At 55.3% G+C, this 19322-nt stretch carries 16 protein-coding genes; 6 read left to right on the plus strand and 10 right to left on the minus strand.

All coding sequences use genetic code 11. The annotated features are described in order from the left end of the window. Positions 1 to 1074, plus strand: a complete 1074-nt coding sequence (locus tag ABD982_RS05555; RefSeq protein ID WP_345445417.1) for a COX15/CtaA family protein — start codon at positions 1 to 3, stop codon at positions 1072 to 1074. Positions 1075 to 1148: 74 nt separating this feature from the next. Here the strand turns inward: ABD982_RS05555 and ABD982_RS05560 are convergent, their stop codons facing one another. After that, positions 1149 to 2126, minus strand: coding sequence for a heme o synthase (locus ABD982_RS05560; RefSeq protein WP_251379971.1), 978 nt, complete (start codon positions 2124 to 2126; stop codon positions 1149 to 1151). Positions 2127 to 2549: 423 nt separating this feature from the next. Here ABD982_RS05560 and tkt point away from each other — a divergent pair, with 423 nt between their 5' ends. The 5 genes from tkt (at position 2550) to pgl (ending at position 9259) form a co-directional block, all read left to right on the plus strand. Beyond that, positions 2550 to 4685, plus strand: a complete 2136-nt coding sequence (gene tkt / locus ABD982_RS05565) for a transketolase (protein ID WP_425570017.1) — start codon at positions 2550 to 2552, stop codon at positions 4683 to 4685. A 104-nt stretch (positions 4686 to 4789) separates the two neighbouring features. Then, entirely contained in the window at positions 4790 to 5890 is a 1101-nt protein-coding gene (tal, locus tag ABD982_RS05570) for a transaldolase (protein WP_345445421.1), read from the plus strand. Positions 5891 to 5983: 93 nt separating this feature from the next. Then, positions 5984 to 7519: a glucose-6-phosphate dehydrogenase gene (zwf, locus tag ABD982_RS05575; protein WP_345445423.1), complete on the plus strand. Its 1536-nt coding sequence runs from the start codon at positions 5984 to 5986 to the stop codon at positions 7517 to 7519. Further along, positions 7516 to 8499 carry a glucose-6-phosphate dehydrogenase assembly protein OpcA gene (locus ABD982_RS05580; RefSeq protein WP_345445425.1) on the plus strand — a complete coding sequence of 328 codons (984 nt, stop codon included), beginning with the start codon at positions 7516 to 7518 and terminating at the stop codon, positions 8497 to 8499. The genes zwf and ABD982_RS05580 overlap by 4 nt, the downstream gene beginning before the upstream one ends. Then, entirely contained in the window at positions 8492 to 9259 is a 768-nt protein-coding gene (gene pgl, locus ABD982_RS05585; protein ID WP_345445427.1) for a 6-phosphogluconolactonase, read from the plus strand. The genes ABD982_RS05580 and pgl overlap by 8 nt, the downstream gene beginning before the upstream one ends. Positions 9260 to 9325: 66 nt before the next feature. Here pgl and secG read toward each other — a convergent pair whose 3' ends face one another. The 9 genes from secG to ABD982_RS05630 form a co-directional block, all read right to left on the minus strand. Further along, positions 9326 to 9583, minus strand: a complete 258-nt coding sequence (gene secG / locus ABD982_RS05590; RefSeq protein WP_251379965.1) for a preprotein translocase subunit SecG — start codon at positions 9581 to 9583, stop codon at positions 9326 to 9328. Positions 9584 to 9791: 208 nt separating this feature from the next. Continuing rightward, a complete protein-coding gene (tpiA, locus tag ABD982_RS05595; protein WP_345445430.1) occupies positions 9792 to 10568 on the minus strand; it encodes a triose-phosphate isomerase in 777 nt (258 codons plus the stop codon). A gap of 125 nt (positions 10569 to 10693) precedes the next feature. After that, positions 10694 to 11920, minus strand: coding sequence for a phosphoglycerate kinase (locus ABD982_RS05600; RefSeq protein WP_345445431.1), 1227 nt, complete (start codon positions 11918 to 11920; stop codon positions 10694 to 10696). Between the two features lie 153 nt (positions 11921 to 12073). Continuing rightward, positions 12074 to 13078 (minus strand): type I glyceraldehyde-3-phosphate dehydrogenase, encoded by a 1005-nt coding sequence (gene gap, locus ABD982_RS05605; protein ID WP_345445432.1) that lies wholly within the window; start codon positions 13076 to 13078, stop codon positions 12074 to 12076. Positions 13079 to 13501: 423 nt separating this feature from the next. Beyond that, the gene (gene whiA, locus ABD982_RS05610) at positions 13502 to 14470 is read right to left on the minus strand and encodes a DNA-binding protein WhiA (protein WP_345445433.1); all 969 of its coding nucleotides are present in this window, start codon (positions 14468 to 14470) and stop codon (positions 13502 to 13504) included. Positions 14471 to 14529: 59 nt separating this feature from the next. Next, positions 14530 to 15549 carry a gluconeogenesis factor YvcK family protein gene (locus tag ABD982_RS05615; protein WP_345445435.1) on the minus strand — a complete coding sequence of 340 codons (1020 nt, stop codon included), beginning with the start codon at positions 15547 to 15549 and terminating at the stop codon, positions 14530 to 14532. Next, on the minus strand, positions 15549 to 16439 hold the full coding sequence (gene rapZ / locus ABD982_RS05620; protein ID WP_345445437.1) for an RNase adapter RapZ: 891 nt from the start codon (positions 16437 to 16439) through the stop codon (positions 15549 to 15551). The genes ABD982_RS05615 and rapZ overlap by 1 nt, the downstream gene beginning before the upstream one ends. 103 nt (positions 16440 to 16542) lie before the next feature. Further along, on the minus strand, positions 16543 to 18576 hold the full coding sequence (uvrC, locus tag ABD982_RS05625) for an excinuclease ABC subunit UvrC (RefSeq protein ID WP_345445439.1): 2034 nt from the start codon (positions 18574 to 18576) through the stop codon (positions 16543 to 16545). Between the two features lie 18 nt (positions 18577 to 18594). Beyond that, the gene (locus ABD982_RS05630; protein WP_345445441.1) at positions 18595 to 19281 is read right to left on the minus strand and encodes a lysophospholipid acyltransferase family protein; all 687 of its coding nucleotides are present in this window, start codon (positions 19279 to 19281) and stop codon (positions 18595 to 18597) included. Between the last annotated feature and the right edge of the window lie 41 nt (positions 19282 to 19322).

Raw genomic sequence — 19322 nt, forward strand, 5'->3', positions numbered from 1 at the left:
ATGACTAACACCACCGGGGTAGAACCCGACACCCGCCCTACTATCGGCGAGAAACTGGTACCCCATCGTTACACCTCCTGGGTCAAAAAAATGGCCTGGGCCGTAGCCATTGCAAATATCTTCCTCATTGTCTCCGGTGGTATTGTGCGCCTCACCGGCTCTGGGCTGGGCTGCGATGCCTGGCCGCGTTGTACCTCTGACGGGTCATGGACTACCACCCCCGAGATGGGCGTGCACGGTTTGGTTGAATTCGGCAACCGTCTGCTGACCTTTGTACTGATGGCCGTCACCATCCTTGCCTTTCTCTCAATTCTCCGAATCGTCTTTCCGCAACGGATCGCGCCCAGTGCCTTCATCCGCACACTCTTTACAGGCCTACGAGCTCATAACAACCGTTACTCTGACCTCTACAACCTGACTCTCCTCTTACTCTGGGGCATCCCACTACAGGCAGTTGTAGGTGGCATATCAGTCTGGCTCAAACTCAACCCCTGGATGATTACCGCGCACTACATGCTTTCTGCCCTCATGATCGCTATCGCAGCTATCTATGTGAACCGCGTCTACCGCTACTTCAGTGGCACCTACAGGGCAGAGGAGCTCACCTCAGCTGACCTGCCGGCAGGTACCTCGCTCCTGCGCGCTCTGGGCTGGCTGGGCGTCATCCTGGTCTTTATCCTCATCTTCATGGGCACCGTCACCACCGGCACCGGCCCCCATGCGGGCGATGCCAACACCCACCGTCATGCTTTTGACCCTGTTCTGATCACCCGCACCCACGGCATGACGGTGTGGATCTACTGCGCCAGCGTCCTTGCTGTTTTCGTAACCGTTAAACGATATGCTCTACCTAAAATCTTGTTGAGGTCCCTGCTCTTCGTCCTGGTGGTCTTGGCCTACCAGGCAATCGTCGGGTATACGCAGTACTTCAACGGTCTGCCTATTTGGCTGGTGGAACTGCACCTGCTCGGTTCAGGTGTCTTCACCCTGGCTGCCGGCTCACTGATCGAACGGCAGCTCACCCTCACTAACCCCAAGCAGCGAGAGCTTGCCCTGCAACGTATCCAGCGCTAAAGCTGCAAAACCCGCACAGAAAAAGCCCTCGGTTTCCCATCAAAGGAAGCCGAGGGCTTTTTACATATGAAGATCTAAAAGATGGGTGCCAACACTGCTGAGCCGACAAAGGGATCAACCGCAAGAGCGATGAACAGAACGGTGAGATAGGTAATTGAGCCGTGGAAAACCACCATAGCTGTGCGGCTGGTTGCCTTCTGGGCAAGAGCAAGGCGGTGCAACTTATGGCAGTGATAAAGGAACCAGGCGCCACTTGCACAAGCAGTGAGAGTGTATACCCAACCAGCACCACCGAGTGGGATGAGAAGCAGAGAGCAGGCCACCATTGCCCAGCCGTAGAGAACTACCTGCACCGAGACGCTCTTGGCAGAGTCAGTAGCACCCAGCATGGGGATGCCTGCAGCACGGTAGTCCTCTGCATACTTCATCGACAGCGGCCAGTAGTGAGGAGGGGTCCATAGGAAAATCACCATAAAGAGCACAACAGCAGCCCAGGAGATGGTGTTCTCGACGGCAGCCCAGGCGATAAAGACCGGCATACAGCCAGCCAAGCCTCCCCAGACAATGTTCTGCTTGGTACGCTTTTTGAGCCACAGCGAGTAGAAGACAACATAAAGGAAGATTGCAACGACACCCAGCCCCGCCGCTAGGGGGTTGACGAGGAAGTAAAGGTAAACGATGGAGACCAGCGATAGAATCCACGAAAAGACAAGGGCCTCGCGGTCCGTCAGTTCACCGGTCACCAAGGGGCGCTTCTCGGTGCGCTTCATTTTGCGGTCAGCTTCGCGGTCGATGTAGCAGTTAAAGGCACACGAAGCGCCAGCTGCCAGCGAACCACCAATCATGGTGTTGAGCACCAGCCAGAAGTTGGGGAACCCACCGGCAGCAAAAATCATGGTGGGCGCAGTCGTCACCAGCAGAAGCTCAATAATTTGAGGTTTCGTCAGATGGATATAAGCCCTGATTTTACGTCGCAGGGAAATTTTGCCTGCAGCTCCCGTCGATTCAGGCAACAGCCCGCGATGTTCTTGGCGATCAATCACGCTCTTCATGCCATGGCCCTTCACGTATGCAGGTTCCCTTACAGATGGTGTGCGGTACCCCAGGCGCTAAATGATGCTGTGACAAGAGTTGTGAAGCGTTGCCTGACTGGTTGAAATGCTGAGCAAGAATTTCCCGTATCAACCGGTGAGATTACAAGTGTGGCGGTCATCACGCTCACCCTTTGCCAGTGCAATAATTGGGTGCACAAGGGGACTTTCGGTCAACTTATATCGTATAACGACTTACCTTTGAGACCTAATACCAATTCTTCTCGTTACCCATATCTCTCAGCTATCAGACAAAACCGAGCACCGCTTGCCATGGTGAACTATTGTTAAGAACTGGGTCACTTTCCACAGGTTTCACCTCGGCAAACTTCTGCCTCCCTGTGTTCTCGGTGTCCAAAGAACTATCCGCATATTTCTGGCAGGATGCCAGAGCAGAGAGGATTACTCGTGCCCAACCTTAATCAGAAGCTTGAGTGGACCGAAAAAGATCAGCGGGCAGTTGATACTGCGCGCGTACTAGCAGCCGATGCCGTCGAGAAGGTTGGCTCGGGCCACCCCGGCACTGCTATGAGCCTAGCACCTGTGGCCTACATGCTCTTCCAGAAAATCATGCGCCACGATCCCACCGATGATCGCTGGGCCGGCCGTGACCGCTTTATCCTCTCACCTGGACATACGTCTTTAACGCTCTACAACCAGCTTTTCTTGGGCGGTTTCGGCCTGGAGCTTGAGGACCTCAAGAGTCTTCGCACCGCACGCGCTTTGACCGCAGGGCACCCCGAGTACGGCCACACTAAGGGCGTTGAAATCACCACTGGACCTCTCGGCCAGGGCCTAGCGTCCGCAGTCGGTTTTGCTTACGCCCAGCGTCGTATGCGCGGTCTGTTTGACCCCCAAGCACCTGCTGGCACTTCTCCCTTTGACCACACCATCTTTGCCATTGCTTCTGAAGGTGACATTCAGGAGGGCGTGACCGCTGAAGCCTCTGCCCTCGCAGGGCACCAGCAGTTGGGCAACCTGGTTGTCATCTTTGACCGTAACCATATCTCGATTGAAGACAACACCGATGTTGCCTTCACCGAGGACGTCGCAGCCCGCTACGAAGCTTACGGCTGGGATGTCACCAAGGTGGACTGGACCGTCAGCGGTGAGTACAAGGAAGACCTTGAGGCTCTCTACGACTCTATCGTTGCCGCCACCAAAGTCACCGATAAACCCTCTTTCATTGAGCTGCGCACCATCATTGGCTACCCCGCCCCCACCAAGCAAAACACCGGTGGCATTCACGGCTCCAAGCTGGGTGCCGATGAAGTTGCAGCCACCAAGGAAATTCTGGGCTTCGATCCCGAAGCTCACTTTGTAGTTGAACCTGAAGTTCTTGAACACACCCGCGCTCTGATTGACCGCGGGGCAGCAGAGCGTAAAAAATGGGAAGCTTCACTGAAGACCTGGCGAGCTGCTAACCCTGACGCAGCCCAGCTCTTTGACCGCCTTGAAGCTGGTGAACTCCCCGAAAACTATGCAGATGCCTTCCCCACCTTCGAAGCTGGCACTTCCCTGGCTACCCGTGCTGCCTCCGGTAAGGTCATCAATGCGATTGCATCGACTTTCCCCGAGCTCTGGGGCGGCTCAGCTGACCTGGCCGGTTCAAATAACACCACCATCGATACCGAGAAGTCCTTCAACCCCGAATCACGTACCACCAAGACCTGGACGGCTCACCCCTACGGTCGTGTACTGCACTTCGGCATCCGTGAGCATGCAGCAGCAGCCATTACCAACGGCATCGCGCTCTCATCGCCCACCCGCCCCTTCTCAGGCACCTTCTTTGTCTTCACCGACTACCAGCGCCCCGCCGTCCGCCTGGCAGCGCTTATGGGGGTGCCCAACATCTTTGTCTGGACCCATGACTCCATCGGTCTGGGCGAAGACGGCCCCACCCACCAGCCTGTAGAGCACCTCACCGCTATGCGCGCTATCCCCGGCCTGGACGTCGTGCGACCTGCTGACGCCAACGAAACCGCTGTTGCCTGGCGCAAGATTCTGGAAATCAAGGATCACCCCGCCGGCCTGGTGCTCTCACGCCAGAACCTAACCACCATTGCGCGTGAGGATCTGCACCCCGATGCAGACGGCGAGAAATTCGCTTCAGCCGAGGGCGCCGCCCGCGGCGGTTACGTGCTGGCTGACACCGAAGGCACTCCCGATGTCATCATCATCGCCACCGGCTCAGAGGTAGAAATTGCATTGGATGGCCGCGCCAAGCTGGCTGAGCAGGGTATCGCTGCTCGCGTGGTATCCATGCCCTCTCGCGAGTGGTTTGCCGCTGAAAGCGCTGAATACCGTGAATCCGTGATCCCTTCAGCTATCAAAGCACGCGTTACCGTAGAAGCCGGTCTACGCATGACCTGGAACGATCTGCTGGGCGATGCCGGCCGCGCTGTTTCACTAGAACACTACGGCGCTTCTGCATCGGCTGAAGAGCTTTACCAGCAGTTTGGCATTACTGCTGAAGCTGTAGCTCATGCTGCTCAGGAATCCATCGAAGCTACCCGCTAAAACCTAGCTGTGTCTGCTACTGGAAGCCCGGTAGCAGACACGGTCTTCACCAGAACTTTTGCCACCGTAGCACCGTGTTCGGTGGCCCTATTGAAAGGGAAAGAATGACAACCCCTACCCAGAAGCTTTCTGACGCCGGCGTTTCCATCTGGCTCGATGACCTCTCGCGTGAGCGCCTCACCAGTGGCAACCTCCAGGAACTCATTGACACCAAGAATGTTGTTGGCGTCACCACCAACCCCAGCATCTTTGCCTCCGCACTCTCCAACGGTGCCGCTTACGCTGAACAGATGAAGCAGCTAGCAGCAGCCGGTGAAACCCCTGAAAACGCAGGTTTCGCTGCCATGATTGACGACGTCCGAGACGCCTGCGATGTCTTCGCCCCAATCTACAGCGCTAGCCAGGGCTTTGACGGCCGCGTTTCCATTGAGGTCAGCCCTCTACTAGCCCGCAATGCTGAAGAGACCCTTGCTCAGGCTAAGGAGCTCTACTCAATCGTTGACCGCGAAAACGTCATGATTAAGATTCCCGCCACCCTTGAGGGCCTTAAGCCAATCGCTCAGGCTCTGGCTGAGGGTATTTCCGTCAACGTCACCCTCATCTTCTCGCTGGAGCGCTACCGCGCCGTCATCAACGCCTACATGCTCGGTCTTGAAGAAGCGCTGGCTAAGGGCAAGGACCTTTCAAAGATTCACTCCGTAGCTTCCTTCTTCGTCTCCCGTGTAGACGCTGAAATTGACAGCCGTCTGGATGCCATCGGCACCGAGGAAGCGCTGGCACTCAAGGGTAAAGCCGGCGTAGCCAACGCCCGACTGGCCTTTGAGGTCTACGAGCAGGCTTTCGAATCTGAGCGCTGGGCCCGCCTTGAAGCTGCTGGCGCCAACCGCCAGCGTCCCCTCTGGGCATCAACCGGCGTCAAGAACCCCGCTTACCCTGACACCCTCTACGTCACCGAAATCGCTGCCCCCGGTACCGTCAACACTATGCCCGAAGCGACCCTCAATGCGACCTTCGACCATGCAGAAATCACCGGCGATGCCATCAAAGGCACCTACGAAGAATCCAATGAGATTCTCAACGCGCTTGAAGCCCTAGGCGTCTCTTACAACGACGTTGTAGAGAAGCTAGAAGCTGAAGGTGTAGAAAAGTTCGAGGTTTCTTGGCGGGAGCTTCTGGCAACCGTTGAAGGTGCTCTCAAGAACTAACGGCAAAATGGTCACATACCCTGGTGGCCTGTGGCGGCGGTAGGTCCCCCCTGCCGCCGCCTTCATCAATAACAACCCAAAGGATTCACGACGGTGTCACAAACCTTCGAATCAAACCCGCTACGCGATCCACGTGATCGCAGGCTTACCCGCATTGCAGGCCCCAGCTCTCTGGTCTTCTTCGGCGTCACCGGTGATTTGGCACGCAAGAAGCTCCTACCAGCTGTCTATGACCTGGTTAACCGTGGGCTCCTACCTCCCAGCTTTGGTCTGGTGGGCTTCGGGCGGCGCGAATGGAGCCATGAAGATTTCCGCGCAGAGGTACGGACGCACGTCGAAGCTCACGCCCGCACCCCCTTCCGTGAGGACGTCTGGACCCAGTTTTCCGCAGGGATCCGCTTTGTTACCGGAACTTTTGACTCCAATGATTCATTCGAGAAGCTCAAGGAGACCCTGAGCGAGCTCGATGAAACACGAGGCACCCGAGGTAACCATGCCTTCTACCTCTCTATCCCCCCTAAGGATTTTGACCAGGTTCTGCAGAAACTTGCCGACCACGATTTAGCCAACCACAACCAGCACGAAGGCTGGCGCCGTGTTGTCATTGAGAAACCCTTCGGCCATAACTTGGAATCTGCCCGTGAGCTGAATGCGATTGTGGAGCGTGTCTTTCCCGCCGATTCAGTCTTCCGAATCGATCACTACTTGGGCAAAGAAACCGTGCAGAACATTCTTGCCATGCGCTTTGCTAATCAAATGTTCGAACCGGTCTGGAATGCCAACAACGTGGACCACGTTCAAATCACCATGGCCGAGGATATCGGTATCGGTACCCGAGCCGGATACTACGACGGTGTTGGCGCAGCACGCGATATCATTCAGAACCACTTACTCCAGTTATTGGCTCTCACCGCGATGGAAGAGCCCATTAGCTTCAACGCTGAGCACCTGCGCGCTGAGAAAGCTAAAGTACTTGAAGCAGTCGAAGTGCCAGATGATATAGCCAGTGCCTTCGCCATCGGTCAGTATGAAGGGGGTAACCAGGGCGGCGAAGAAGTTAACAGCTTCTTCGAAGAGAACGATATCCCCGCAGATTCCCGTACCGAAACTTTTGCTGCTCTCAAGCTCAATATTAAAACCCGCCGTTGGAACGGTGTGCCCTTCTACCTACGCGCCGGTAAGCGCCTGGGGCGCCGCGTGACCGAAATCGCGGTAGTTTTCAAGAAGTCACCCAACCTGCTCTTTGGCGGTGCCTCTGATGATTCAGGGCAGAACGCCATCGTCATTAGGGTTCAGCCCGATGAAGGTATGACCCTGCGCTTCTCATCCAAGGTGCCCGGCACTCAGATGGGTATTCGCGATGTCAATATGGACTTTGGCTACAGCCATTCCTTCACCGAGGAGTCCCCTGAAGCCTACGAGCGCCTCATCTTGGACGTCCTACTAGGCGAGCCGCCGCTCTTCCCCCGCCACGAAGAAGTAGAGCTGTCCTGGAAGATTTTAGACCCCTTCGAGGAATACTGGGCAGAACACAAGATTAAGCCCGAAGGCTACGCTCCAGGTTCCTGGGGCCCCACCTCAGCCCACGAAATGCTCAAACGTGACAACCGCGCCTGGAGACGCCCGTGATCAAGAACATTAAAGACACCACAGTTGGCCAAATCGCCAAGGAACTCTCTGACCTCCGTAATGAGGAAGGAGCAACCACTACGAGCCGTGTGCTCACTCTGGTTATCCTTGCCGATAAGGGCCATTCTAAACTAGCAGTTGAAGCCGCTCTCAAGGCTTCCTACGAACACCCCAGCCGTATCATTGTGCACGTGGGTTACGGAGAAGATCATGAGGACCGCCTCGATGCCCGCCTTTACTTGGGTGGCGACGCCGGTGCCGCTGAACTTGTTATTCTGAGAGGTTACGGGAGCGCATCTGTACCTACCGAATCGTTGATTTCGGGCTTGCTCCTACCTGACTCCCCCATCGTGGTCTGGTGGCCCCACTCAGTCCCACAGAACCCCGCTGAACATTCCATTGGCCGTATTGCTCAGCGTCGCATTACCGACTCTGCCCGGTCCTATGACCCTGAGAGCGCGCTTGAAGCGCTTTCAAGTTGTTATGCCGATGGCGATACTGACTTGGCATGGATTAGACTGACGCTCTGGCGCATCCAGATTGCCGCTGTTTTCGATCAGTTGCAGCCGTCACCAGTTAAAAAGGTGACCGTCTGGGGTTCAGCTAAATCACCGTCAGTGGTGCTGCTGGGAGGCTGGTTAGGTAGCCGCCTCGATGCGGACGTTCACCTGAAGACTACAGCTGCTGACCGCGGACTCTTCCGGGTCGAGCTGGAGCGAGAAGATGGGACGGTGACCATTCACCGACCGGGCAAGAAAATTGCCACCATCTCTTCCCCTGGCTCTCCTGACCAGCAGATTTCCTTGCCGGTACGCTCCCTCGCGGACTGCCTAGCTGAGGAGCTGCGACGCCTGGACCCCGATGAGGTCTATGGTGAGGTACTACGCAGCTGTGTCTACAACGAAAGAATGGTCATTGAACACGATGACCAACTGACACCTGAAAAATCTGCTGATTACACGGAGGTTTTTGATGCCTAACCCCATTCTTGTTCCCCATGCCGATAAAGGCCAACTGGCTCTTGCCGGTGGCAGCCGCATCATCAACGTCCTTTCAACCGCCGTGGCAGAACAGGGCCTAGCCCACCTTTCGGTCACCGGGGGCACCATGGGGATTGCTGTACTAGCCAACATTGCCGAGAACCCTCTGCGTAGCACTGTTGACTGGTCAAAGGTGCACTTCTGGTGGTCAGATGAGCGTTTCGTTACCACCGAACACGAAGATCGCAATGAGCAGCAGGCCAAGGATGCTCTTTTAGAAGCACTCGATCTACCTGCTGAAAACCTGCATATTATAGGTGCCAGCGATGTATTCGAGACCGCTGAAGCAGCTGCAGGAGCCTACGCTCACGAGTTAGCTCGGTTTGCTCCGCACGGCGAGGCGTCCCCCCGTTTCAGTCTCACCCTATTGGGCATGGGCCCTGATGGGCATATCGCGTCTCTTTTCCCGGGCCGCACCGAGATTCTGGAAGCTCAGCAGGTAACTCTTGCGATTCAGGATTCCCCCAAGCCCCCGCCCACCAGGGTGACCCTTACCTTGCCAGTCATCAACTTCTCAGAGCGTATCTGGTTTTTGATTGCGGGGTCTGATAAAGCCGAAGCGACAGCCCGTCTACTGAAAGCTAGCCAGCTGGCTGAAACTGAGCTTACCGCAGAGATTCTGCAAGAAACTCCGGCGGCAGGCGCTCGAGGTATGCTCGAAACTTTGGTTCTAGCAACCCAAGACGCCATCTCGTCTTAGACCTTTAAACATTTAGCCCCCGGCTCCTGTGAGAGCCGGGGGCTAAATGTTTAAAGAAAACAGGTTTTATAGTAGCGCGGTGGTTTCAAAACGAAGTACCAGAGCGTAACCGATAATAGCGAAAACCCACAGCAGAATAATGACGACCGTCATGCGGATAAGGTTCTTAGACGCCATACCCGAAGAGTTAAGGGAGGTAGTCATACCGCCACCGAACATATCAGAAAGACCGCCACCCTTACCGCGGTTCAGCAGAACCAGCAGGATGGTCATAACGCTCAGAATTGCGATAACGACCATCAGAGTAATCTTAAGAGTTTCCACGCAGAACCTTTCACTTCAAAAAATCTTGGAGCCTATTATTGGCATCCACAAAAACTATACGCGCATACTACGCCAAACGCACCTTTTACACGGGAGGGTGCGTTCACCCTTAGCGGTAAGTCTGAGTGAAACACGGAGAGGACGCCGAACCGCGCCAGCTGCCAAGGGGGCAGAAACGGCACGGTTCGGCGTCCTCGCTCAGAGCTACTTACGCGTTAAAACGTGCAATGTTAGCGAATTCGGTGGGATCAAGCGATGCGCCACCCACCAGCACACCGTCAACGTCCTGCTCACCCATAATTTCGGGAGCTGAAGCAGCCTTGACTGAGCCGCCGTAGAGGACGCGTACTTTATCAGCGATCTCTGCTGAATAGAGCTTGGTCAGCTCGGCGCGGATTGCTGCGCTCATCTCCTGGGCATCAGCTGCGGTAGCAACCTTGCCCGTGCCGATAGCCCAAACGGGCTCGTAAGCAACAACCAGGGTTTCAGCCTGCTCAGCGGTGAGCCCCTCGATAGAGCCGCGAAGCTGTTCTAGGGTGAAGTCAACGTGCTGGCCAGCTTCACGCTTGTCCAAACCTTCACCTACGCAGAGCACGGGTACCAGCTCGTTGCGGTAAGCAGCCTGAACCTTAGCGGCGCAAACCGCGTCAGTTTCACCGTGGATGGTGCGACGCTCTGAGTGACCCACCAGAACGTAGGTAGCTCCCAGCTTGTTGAGGAAGACACCGGAGATGTCACCGGTGTAGGCACCGGAATCCTGGTCTGAGAGATCCTGTCCACCGTAGACAATGTTCAGCTTATCGCCGTCTACCAGGCTCTGTACCGAACGGATGCCGGTGAAGGGAGGGAAAACAGCTACTTCTGCAGTGTCATAGTCAAAGTTGGTGTCATCGAGGGTCCATGCCAGCTTCTGCAGCAGAGTAACGCCCTCAGTGTGGTCCATGTTCATTTTCCAGTTACCGGCAATGAGCGGTTTGCGAGTCATAAGCTCGTCCTTTCTGGTTATCCCATTGTGTCTGGGATGAGTGCACCAAAGGTACACAGTTTGAAAAATTTGGTGAAAGTGTGGCAAGGGTAGGCTATTTTTCGATAACCCGCCGTTGACAGGCCTTAGGCGCCCAGGGCGTCCAGACCGGGAAGAGTTTTACCCTCAATGTATTCCAGGGAAGCGCCGCCGCCGGTGGAGATGTGGCCGAACTGCTCATCTGCGTAGCCCAGGTTGCGCACTGCTGCTGCTGAGTCGCCGCCACCGATGATGCTGAAAGCGTCCTTGTTAGCAACAATAGCTTCAGCTACAGCCTTGGTGCCGTGTGCAGTGTTGGGGAACTCTGCAACACCTACGGGGCCGTTCCAGAAGATAGTCTTAGCACCGGCGATTTTTTCTGCGAAGAGTTCACGAGTCTTGGGTCCGATGTCCAGGCCGTCAGCCTTTTCGCCCAGCTCGCCGCCTTCCATATCTTCGATGGGACGGATTTCGAAGTTAGCGTCATTCGAGAAATCATCGCCGCAGACAACGTCCAGAGCGGTGACCAGCTCAGTGCCCCTCTCTGCTGCTTCTGCCAGGTAACGCTTACAGGTTTCTACCTGATCCATTTCGAGGATGGAGGTGCCAACCTTGTAGCCCTGAGCAACAGCGAAGGTATAGCCCATGCCGCCACCGATCAGGATGGAGTCAGCCTTGCCGATGAGGTTATCAATGACAGCCAACTTATCGGAGACCTTAGCGCCGCCCATGATGACCACGAAAGGACGCTCCGGGTTGTTGAGGGTCTTCTCAAGGACCTCGACCTCGGTCTTCACTAGGTCGCCCAAGTAGGCAGGCAGAACCTTAGCAATATCAAAGACAGACGCATGTGCGCGGTGAACAGCACCGAAAGCATCGTTGACGTAGGCGCCGTTATCACCGGTCAGAGCAGCCAGCTCAGCTGCGAACTCTGCGCGCTCAGCCTCATCCTTTGAGGTTTCACGAGCATCAAAACGTACGTTCTCAACGACCAGCAGCTCACCGTCAGCCAGAGCTTCAGCCTTAGCCTTGGCATCATCGCCCACCAGGTCGGTGGCGATTGCTACGGGGAAGTCAGCCAGTTCGGCAAGACGCTGCGCAGCAGGTGCGAGGGAGTACTGAGGATCGACCTTGCCCTTAGGGCGGCCCAGGTGAGCGGTTACAATAACGCGCGCGCCAGCCTCGGTCAGCTTCTTGAGTACGGGCAGGGATGCGCGCACGCGACCGTCATCGGTCACCTTGCCATCTGCCAAAGGTACATTGAGGTCGGAACGAACGAGCACGCGGCGGCCAGCAACGCCGCCAGCAATCAGGTCTTCAAGGGTCTTAGCCATGATATTTTGTCTCCTCTAAGGGAAAGTTTGGGTAATGCCTACCATATGTAGGCTGATACAGCACGGGTTAGCGAACCGCATACATCACCAGTATGCCCGTTCGCTAACCCGTAGCTAGTGTCTTATGTTCAAGACAATTTAGTTTTTTACAGCTTAGAGAGCTGCGACAACCTTGTTGGTGAACATAACGAGACGTGAAACGTAACCGAACTCGTTGTCGTACCAAGCAATAACCTTGACCTGGTTACCAATAACCTTAGTCAGGGGAGCATCGAATACGGTGGAGATAGCTTCACCTTCGATGTCCTTAGATACGATGGGCTCTTCGTTGTACTTGATGATGCCCTTGAAAGCACCCTCGGCTGCTTCCTTCATGGCTGCGTTAACTTCTTCAACGGTAACCTCGCGTGAGGTTTCGATGGTGAGGTCGGTGATGGAGCCGGTGGGGGTGGGAACGCGAACAGCGAAGCCGTCCAGCTTGCCCTTGAGCTCGGGCAGAACCAGGCCAACAGCTGCTGCTGCGCCGGTTGAGGTGGGAACCATGTTCAGAGCTGCTGCGCGTGCGCGGCGAAGGTCTGAGTGAGGGGCATCCTGCAGGCGCTGGTCAGCGGTGTAAGCGTGGATGGTGGTCATCAGACCCTTTTCGATACCGAACTTGTCGTTCAGTACCTTTGCCATGGGTGCCAGGCAGTTGGTAGTGCATGATGCGTTTGAAACGATGTTCATTGAAGCTGAATCGTACTGGTCGTCGTTGACGCCCATGACGAAGGTTCCATCGATGTTCTTACCGGGTGCTGAGAGGATAACCTTCTTAGCGCCAGCTTTGATGTGAGCCTTAGCCTTCTCACCATCGGTGAAGAAGCCGGTGGACTCGAGAACGACGTCAACGCCCAGCTCTGCCCAGGGGAGATCAGCGGGGTTACGCTCTGCGAGGACCTTGATTTCCTTGCCGTTGACGGTCAGGCCGTTTTCTGAAACAGCAATTTCACCGTCGAAGCGACCCATGATTGAGTCGTACTTGAGCAGGTGAGCCAGGCTTGCAACGTCGGTCAGGTCGTTGATTGCTACAATCTCGAAACCTTCGCCGTGCTGCTGAGCTGCGCGGAAGAAGGTGCGGCCGATGCGGCCGAAGCCGTTAATTGCTACGCGTACAGTCACTGAAATCAAACTCCTAGATACAGTTAAGTGACATTCATGGACGGGTTTGCCTTGCGGCTCCCCCAGCCGAACTGTGATGGCCTTGACCATGCTTAGCTCAGCTATTGAGCTCCCGTCCGGTTCTCTTACATCCTACCCTGTTTATGTGAGTTTTGGTGTGTTTCTGTCGTTTTTACCGGTGATTTTTGGGGTATTTTGCCAAATATTGCATCAATTTCACACATAAACGGGTTCTTGAAGAGAAAAATGCCGAAAATGCACTTATATAACCTCACAAAACCAAATAAAGCCACACAAGGGTCATGGATGAAGCCTGGTCGTTAAAGTCAGCTGTCGGCTGGTGACTCACCATTTTTGCTCACAAGAGACGCCGACGCTCTGCACATCAGGAGAACCCCGGCGACTTAACTCGTGCACGTTTACTTAATAACCGTGAATGGTGGACTCTGTGCCGGGAAGACCCTGCTCCTGGGCTCGTTTATCTGCCATCGCGATAAGCCTGCGAATCCGACCAGCAATAGCATCCTTGGTCATCGGCGGGTCAGCAAGCCTACCGAGTTCATCGAGCGAAGCCTGCTTGTGGGCTACCCGCAGTTCGCCAGCGTAGCGCAGGTGTTCAGGTACCTTATTCCCCAGAATTTCGAGAGCACGTTCAACACGAGCGCCGGCAGCAACAGCGGCCTGGGCACTGCGGCGCAGGTTTGCGTCATCAAAGTTAGCTAGGCGATTAGCAGTAGCGCGTACTTCTTTCCGGGCTCGACGCTCGCGCCAGTTATCGAGCGCATCAACAGCGCCCATGCGTTCAAGGAGAAGGCTAATGGTCTCACCGTCGCGGACGACCACACGGTCCACTCCGCGGACCTCACGAGCCTTAGCAATCACGTCAAGACGGCGAGCGGCGCCGACCAGTGCAAGAGCAGCTTCAGCACCCGGGCAAGTAAACTCTAAGGCCGAAGAACGGCCGGGTTCGGTAAGGGAGCCATGAGCCAAGAAAGCGCCGCGCATGACCGCTTCAGCGTCAGACAAAGAGCCGTTGACGACAGCCGGCGGCAAGCCTCTGACCGGACGACCCCGCCCGTCCAAGAGACCGGTTTGGCGTGCCAGGGCCTCGCCGCCCTGGTCTACGCGCACTACAAAACGCCCACCGCGGCGCAGACCGCCGCCAGACACTGCAGTGATAGAAGCCTGATGCCCATACATCTCAGAGATGTTGTAACGTAGCCTCTCAGCCGTGGCCTCTAAATCAACCTCGGACTCCACCACTATTTTTCCCGCTACCAGGTGTAAACCGTTGGTAAATCGCAAGATCGTGGCTACTTCTGCTTTACGCACCGATGAACGGCTAGCCTCACACTGTGCGAGTTCTTCTTTAACCGAAGCCGTCAGGGCCATACGGTTCTCCTCCAAATATCAATGGCCCCCAGTTCAGGGGCGCAACGTGTGATCTGCGATCAGTGTTTAAAAACTTGTTTGTAGGCTGCTGCGAGTTTCAGCGGATCATGCACACCCGGCTGATCGCTTTCACTCACTGAAGCCCACAAGACCTTAGCACCCACCGCGCTTGCAGCATCTTCAAAAACTTTTTTGTCTTGAACAGTCGATGGGTCAGAAATCACAGTGTTAACCCTAATTTCTGGAGCGTATTCACGCAAAACGAGCAAGTGCTCGGCAGCCGTCATCCCCCGGGTCTCGTTTGCGTTAAGGTCCAGGTTCATCACCAGGCAAATTTGGGCGCTCGTCTGCATAATAGAGTCGCGCAAACCCGGCAGAAGAAGGTGGGGCAACAAGGAGGTGTAGAAAGAGCCGGGGCCCAGGACCACCCAGTCGGCCTCTTCAACAGCTCTTACCGCCTCAGCACAGGGTTCGGTATCTTCAGGTAACAGACGCACGTTCTCAATGGTTCCAGCCTTAGCTAGTTTTGCCTGCCCCCGTACGGTTTCACGAACCGGCTGGCCGTCACCGTCTACAGAAAGAACTTCTCCCTCAATCACCATGGGTATTTCAGCCATGGGTAGCACCCTGCCGCGAGCATTGAGAAGAGCACCGGCCCAGTCTAAACCCGCCACGCAGTCATCAAGTAACTGCCAGAGAGTAACAATCAGGAGGTTACCCAAGGCATGATTTTCAAGGCTGGATGGGACGCCCTCCTTAGAAGAGCTGAACCTGTGTTGCATCGCATCACGCCAGGTGCGGCCCCAGTCAGTATCATCACAGAGCGCTGAGAGCGCCATGCGCAAATCACCTGGCGGTACCACATCCATCTCCTGACGAAGCAGGCCAGATGAACCTCCGTCATCGGCTACCGTCACCACTGCGGTGAGCGACCCCGTTACCAGTTTGAGCGCAGAGAGGGAGCTCGATAGGCCGTGCCCACCCCCCAGCGCAGTCACTTTAACCGACCGCCTTTGGCCGCTACCAATGACGGGGATAAGACTGGTTTCAGGCGGTCGAGCCGTGGTAGATTCAGCCATTATTCCCTCCCCATATCACGGTGGCGAATATTGATAATGACATCATCAAGCTGCTCTAAACGGCGGGCTATCTCTTCTGAAACCGCCACGGAACGGTGCTTACCACCGGTGCAACCGATAGCGAAGGTTGCGTAGAGTTTGCCTTCCCTACGGTAGCCCTCGATAACAGGTCGTAGCGCGCGGATATAGTTTTCGATGAATTCCTCAGTGCCAGCCTGCCCAAAGACATAGTCTCGTACAGGGGCGTCCTTACCGGTATGCGGGCGCAAATCTGGCACCCAGTGAGGGTTAGGTATAAAGCGCATATCAGCCATGTAGTGAGCATCGGTGGGCGTTCCGTATTTGAAGCCAAAGCTCATAACCGTAATACGCATGAGCCGCTCGTTATCGGGGGCGTAGGTCTCGCGGATTTTCTTGGCCAGCTGATGGACGTTGTAACCGGATGTATCAATGACATAGTCAGCTGCATCCCGCAGTTCAGAGAAGATTTCACGTTCCCGAGCTATAGCATCTGCGACCATACCACCCTGCTGTAGGGGGTGAGGGCGGCGCTGAGCCTCATACCGGGCAATAATATCTTTATCTGATGCATCCAAGAAAAGCATGGAAAAATTGACATCGGATGCCCGCAGTTTGTTAATCGCAGCCGGAAGATCGCTTAAGAGCCGGCGAGCTCGCACATCGATACCCACAGCCAACTTGGGCATGGTCTCTGGTGACTTTTTGACAAGCTCAGCCAAGGATTCAAGCATTTGGGGTGGGATATTATCGACGACGTACCAGCCCTCATCTTCGAGGGTATTGGCGGCGGTGCTACGCCCAGCACCCGAAATGCCGGTAATCACTAAAATTTGCGGTTTCGAAGCCTCATCAGCGTTCAGGAGGGACATGCTCTGCCTTTTCTTTTGTGAACGACTCACTCGGTTTTAAGCCTACCGCACCGGTCAAGAACTGGGAGCAACACCAGTGATTTGCCTGCCGGCATCAGGCTGCCTAGTCTGTTAGCACCTCACCGGTGGTCACATTAATCCCGCCCTGCGGTATCTCAGCTTTTCCCGGCTGCTGTGTTGCTCTCTGTTCTTCAAAATGAGCACGAATTTTAGCCGCCATAGCTGGTCCGACCCCATTGACCTCCTGAAGTGCCTCTTCGGAAGCCTGTGATAGCTGTTTCAGCGAACCAAAATGCTTAATAAGTGCCTCCCGTTTAGCTGGTCCCAGCCCATCAACGCCGTCTAAGGCAGAAGCGACCATTGCTTTACCTCGTTTGGTGCGGTGAAAGGTGATTGCAAAACGGTGGGCCTCATCGCGCACTCTCTGAATCAGATAGAGAGCATCTGAGGTTCGGGGCAAAATAACGGGGAAATCATCCTGCGGCAACCACAGCTCTTCAAGACGCTTGGCAATACCCACCACATAGATATCGGAAATACCCAGGTCTGCCAGTGCTGCCGCCGCGGCATTGACCTGGGGTTGCCCGCCGTCCACCACCACGAGATTCGGTGGGTAAGCAAATTTAGCGGGTTCTATGGCATCAAGACGGTCAGCGTCAATCTCACCAGATTTCTGCTCGCCAGGCAGCTTCTTTTCATCCGTGAGATAGCGCCTAAATCGGCGGTAGATCACGTCATACATGCTGGCTGTATCATCACGTGCTGCATCCCCAGTGATAGTGAACTTGCGGTAATCCCCCTTCTTCGGCAGACCATCCTCAAAGACCACCATGGAGGCCGCCACATTGGTCCCCTGAGTGTGGGAGATGTCGTAGCACTCAATTCTCATGAGAGGATCAGGCAGCTCAAGGGCCTCTTGCAACTCGACGAGGGATGCTGAGCGCGTGGTGATGTCTCCTGCCCTGCGCGTTTTGTGGAGGGCAAGCGCCTGCTTGGCGTTTTCTTGCACGGTGTTCATCAGCTCAACCCGTTCACCGCGTTGCGGCACGCTAATAGTCACCTTGGCACCGCGTACACCGGTCAGCCACTGCTCAAGGTGGTGCTGGTTATCGGGAAGCACAGGGACATTGATGGTTTTAGGAATTTCATGCTCATTGAAACGCTGCTCGGACGCCGTAGTTCCGGCAGCCAGCGAGGCGGCAACTTCGCCGTAAACCTGAGCAAGTAGCTGTTCGGTCAGCGCCTCAGGGGTTGAATCTTCAACCTTTTCAACAATCCATCCCCGCTGACCACGGATTCGGCCACCGCGCACAAAGAACACCTGGACCGCTGCCTCAAGATCGTCTTCCACAAAATTGAAGAGGTCAGCGTCCACGGAATCTGAAAGCACCACTGCATTGCGTTCAAAGACCTTAGTAAGAGCTTCAATATCATCGCGAAGTCGAGCCGCTTTTTCAAAGTCGAAGTCGGCAGCAGCGTCTTTCATCTCACCGGTCAGCTGAGCAATATATTTTTCTGCGCCCCCCGCCATGAAACGGCAGAGCTCCTCAGCAATCGCTTGGTGATCCTGCATGGAGATTTTGCCGGTACAGGGGGCAGAACATTTATCGATATAGCCCAGTAGACAGGGCCGACCCGAAGCCTGGGCCCGATTAAAGACCCCTGTAGCGCACGTGCGAACCGGGAAAACACGCAACAGGGCATCTAGGGTCTCACGAATCGCCCATGCCTGGGAGTAGGGCCCGAAATACCTAACCCCCTTCTTTTTCTCACCGCGCATCACCTGAGCGCGGGGGAACCTGTCTTTGAGTGTGACCGCCAGGTAAGGGTAGGACTTATCATCGCGGAAAGCAATGTTAAAACGCGGCTTAAACTCTTTAATCCAGGTGTATTCAAGCTGCAGTGATTCAAGCTCGCTGCCCACCACCGTCCACTCAACCGATGCTGCGGTGTGCACCATTGCATAGGTCTTAGGGGTCAACCCCGAGGGGTTAGCAAAATAGGAATTGAGGCGATTACGGAGATTTTTGGCCTTACCCACATAGATAATGCGCCCGTACTCGTCACGAAACCTGTAGACCCCCGGTGAGGTAGGGATGTGCCCCGGTTCGGGCCGGTAATCTGCAGGGTTCGCCACTGTGATCGTCCTTGGGTTCTAAGCTCCACTGTCGCGTTCAGCCGACGGGGATACATTATAGTCATTCTTGCGAGGCTGGCCGGAGAGCTGAGCAATAGCATCCATGATGGTATCGGTGGTCTCGCGGCGCTGCTTGCCGCTCATCGCTGGGCCGAGCTTTTCAAAGGTCATGGGCTCCCCTACCCGAACGGTAAAACGGTGAGGATAAACCATATTGGAGCCCGGCTTCTGAATCTTATCAGTACCGATTAAACCGACAGGAACCACCGTTGCCCCGGTCATATGAGCCAACCAGGCTACCCCAATCTTTCCCTTGTAAAGGTAGCCGTCACGGGAACGAGTACCCTCGGGGTAGATGCCGAAAACCTTACCGTCGTTGAGCCTTTCAAGCGCCTTATCAAGCGCTTTCATGGACTCTTTCTTGTCACTTCGGTTGACCGGGATAATATCGATGACCTGAAAGAGGGTCTTCATCAGTTTGCCGCGGACGCCCGGGGAATTGACGTACTCAGCTTTGGCGAGAAAAGCCACACGCCTGGGCATGAGCGCTGAGATAATCACCGAGTCCAGGAAAGCCAAGTGATTAGAGGCCACAATGACCGGGCCCTCTTTGGGAAAGTTTTCAAGCCCGGTCACGCGAGCACGAAACACAGTTCTCAACAAACCCTCAATACTTTTTTGGGTTGCCTTGTATTTCAGGGACATGGGAGAACTCCTTGACGTGCGTGACCTACTGCCGACGATAA

Source organism: Rothia endophytica (assembly GCF_039543885.1).
Lineage (GTDB): Bacteria > Actinomycetota > Actinomycetes > Actinomycetales > Micrococcaceae > Rothia > Rothia endophytica.

Excerpts from the sequence above, each read along its gene's own strand:
- ABD982_RS05555 (WP_345445417.1), top strand. The coding sequence starts at position 1 with ATGACTAACACCACCGGGGTAGAACCCGACACCCGCCCTACTATCGGC.
- ABD982_RS05560 (WP_251379971.1), bottom strand. The coding sequence starts at position 2,126 with ATGAAGAGCGTGATTGATCGCCAAGAACATCGCGGGCTGTTGCCTGAA.
- tkt (WP_425570017.1), top strand. The coding sequence starts at position 2,550 with ATGCCAGAGCAGAGAGGATTACTCGTGCCCAACCTTAATCAGAAGCTT.
- tal (WP_345445421.1), top strand. The coding sequence starts at position 4,790 with ATGACAACCCCTACCCAGAAGCTTTCTGACGCCGGCGTTTCCATCTGG.
- pgl (WP_345445427.1), top strand. The coding sequence starts at position 8,492 with ATGCCTAACCCCATTCTTGTTCCCCATGCCGATAAAGGCCAACTGGCT.
- tpiA (WP_345445430.1), bottom strand. The coding sequence starts at position 10,568 with ATGACTCGCAAACCGCTCATTGCCGGTAACTGGAAAATGAACATGGAC.
- ABD982_RS05600 (WP_345445431.1), bottom strand. The coding sequence starts at position 11,920 with ATGGCTAAGACCCTTGAAGACCTGATTGCTGGCGGCGTTGCTGGCCGC.
- whiA (WP_345445433.1), bottom strand. The coding sequence starts at position 14,470 with ATGGCCCTGACGGCTTCGGTTAAAGAAGAACTCGCACAGTGTGAGGCT.
- ABD982_RS05615 (WP_345445435.1), bottom strand. The coding sequence starts at position 15,549 with ATGGCTGAATCTACCACGGCTCGACCGCCTGAAACCAGTCTTATCCCC.
- rapZ (WP_345445437.1), bottom strand. The coding sequence starts at position 16,439 with ATGTCCCTCCTGAACGCTGATGAGGCTTCGAAACCGCAAATTTTAGTG.
- ABD982_RS05630 (WP_345445441.1), bottom strand. The coding sequence starts at position 19,281 with ATGTCCCTGAAATACAAGGCAACCCAAAAAAGTATTGAGGGTTTGTTG.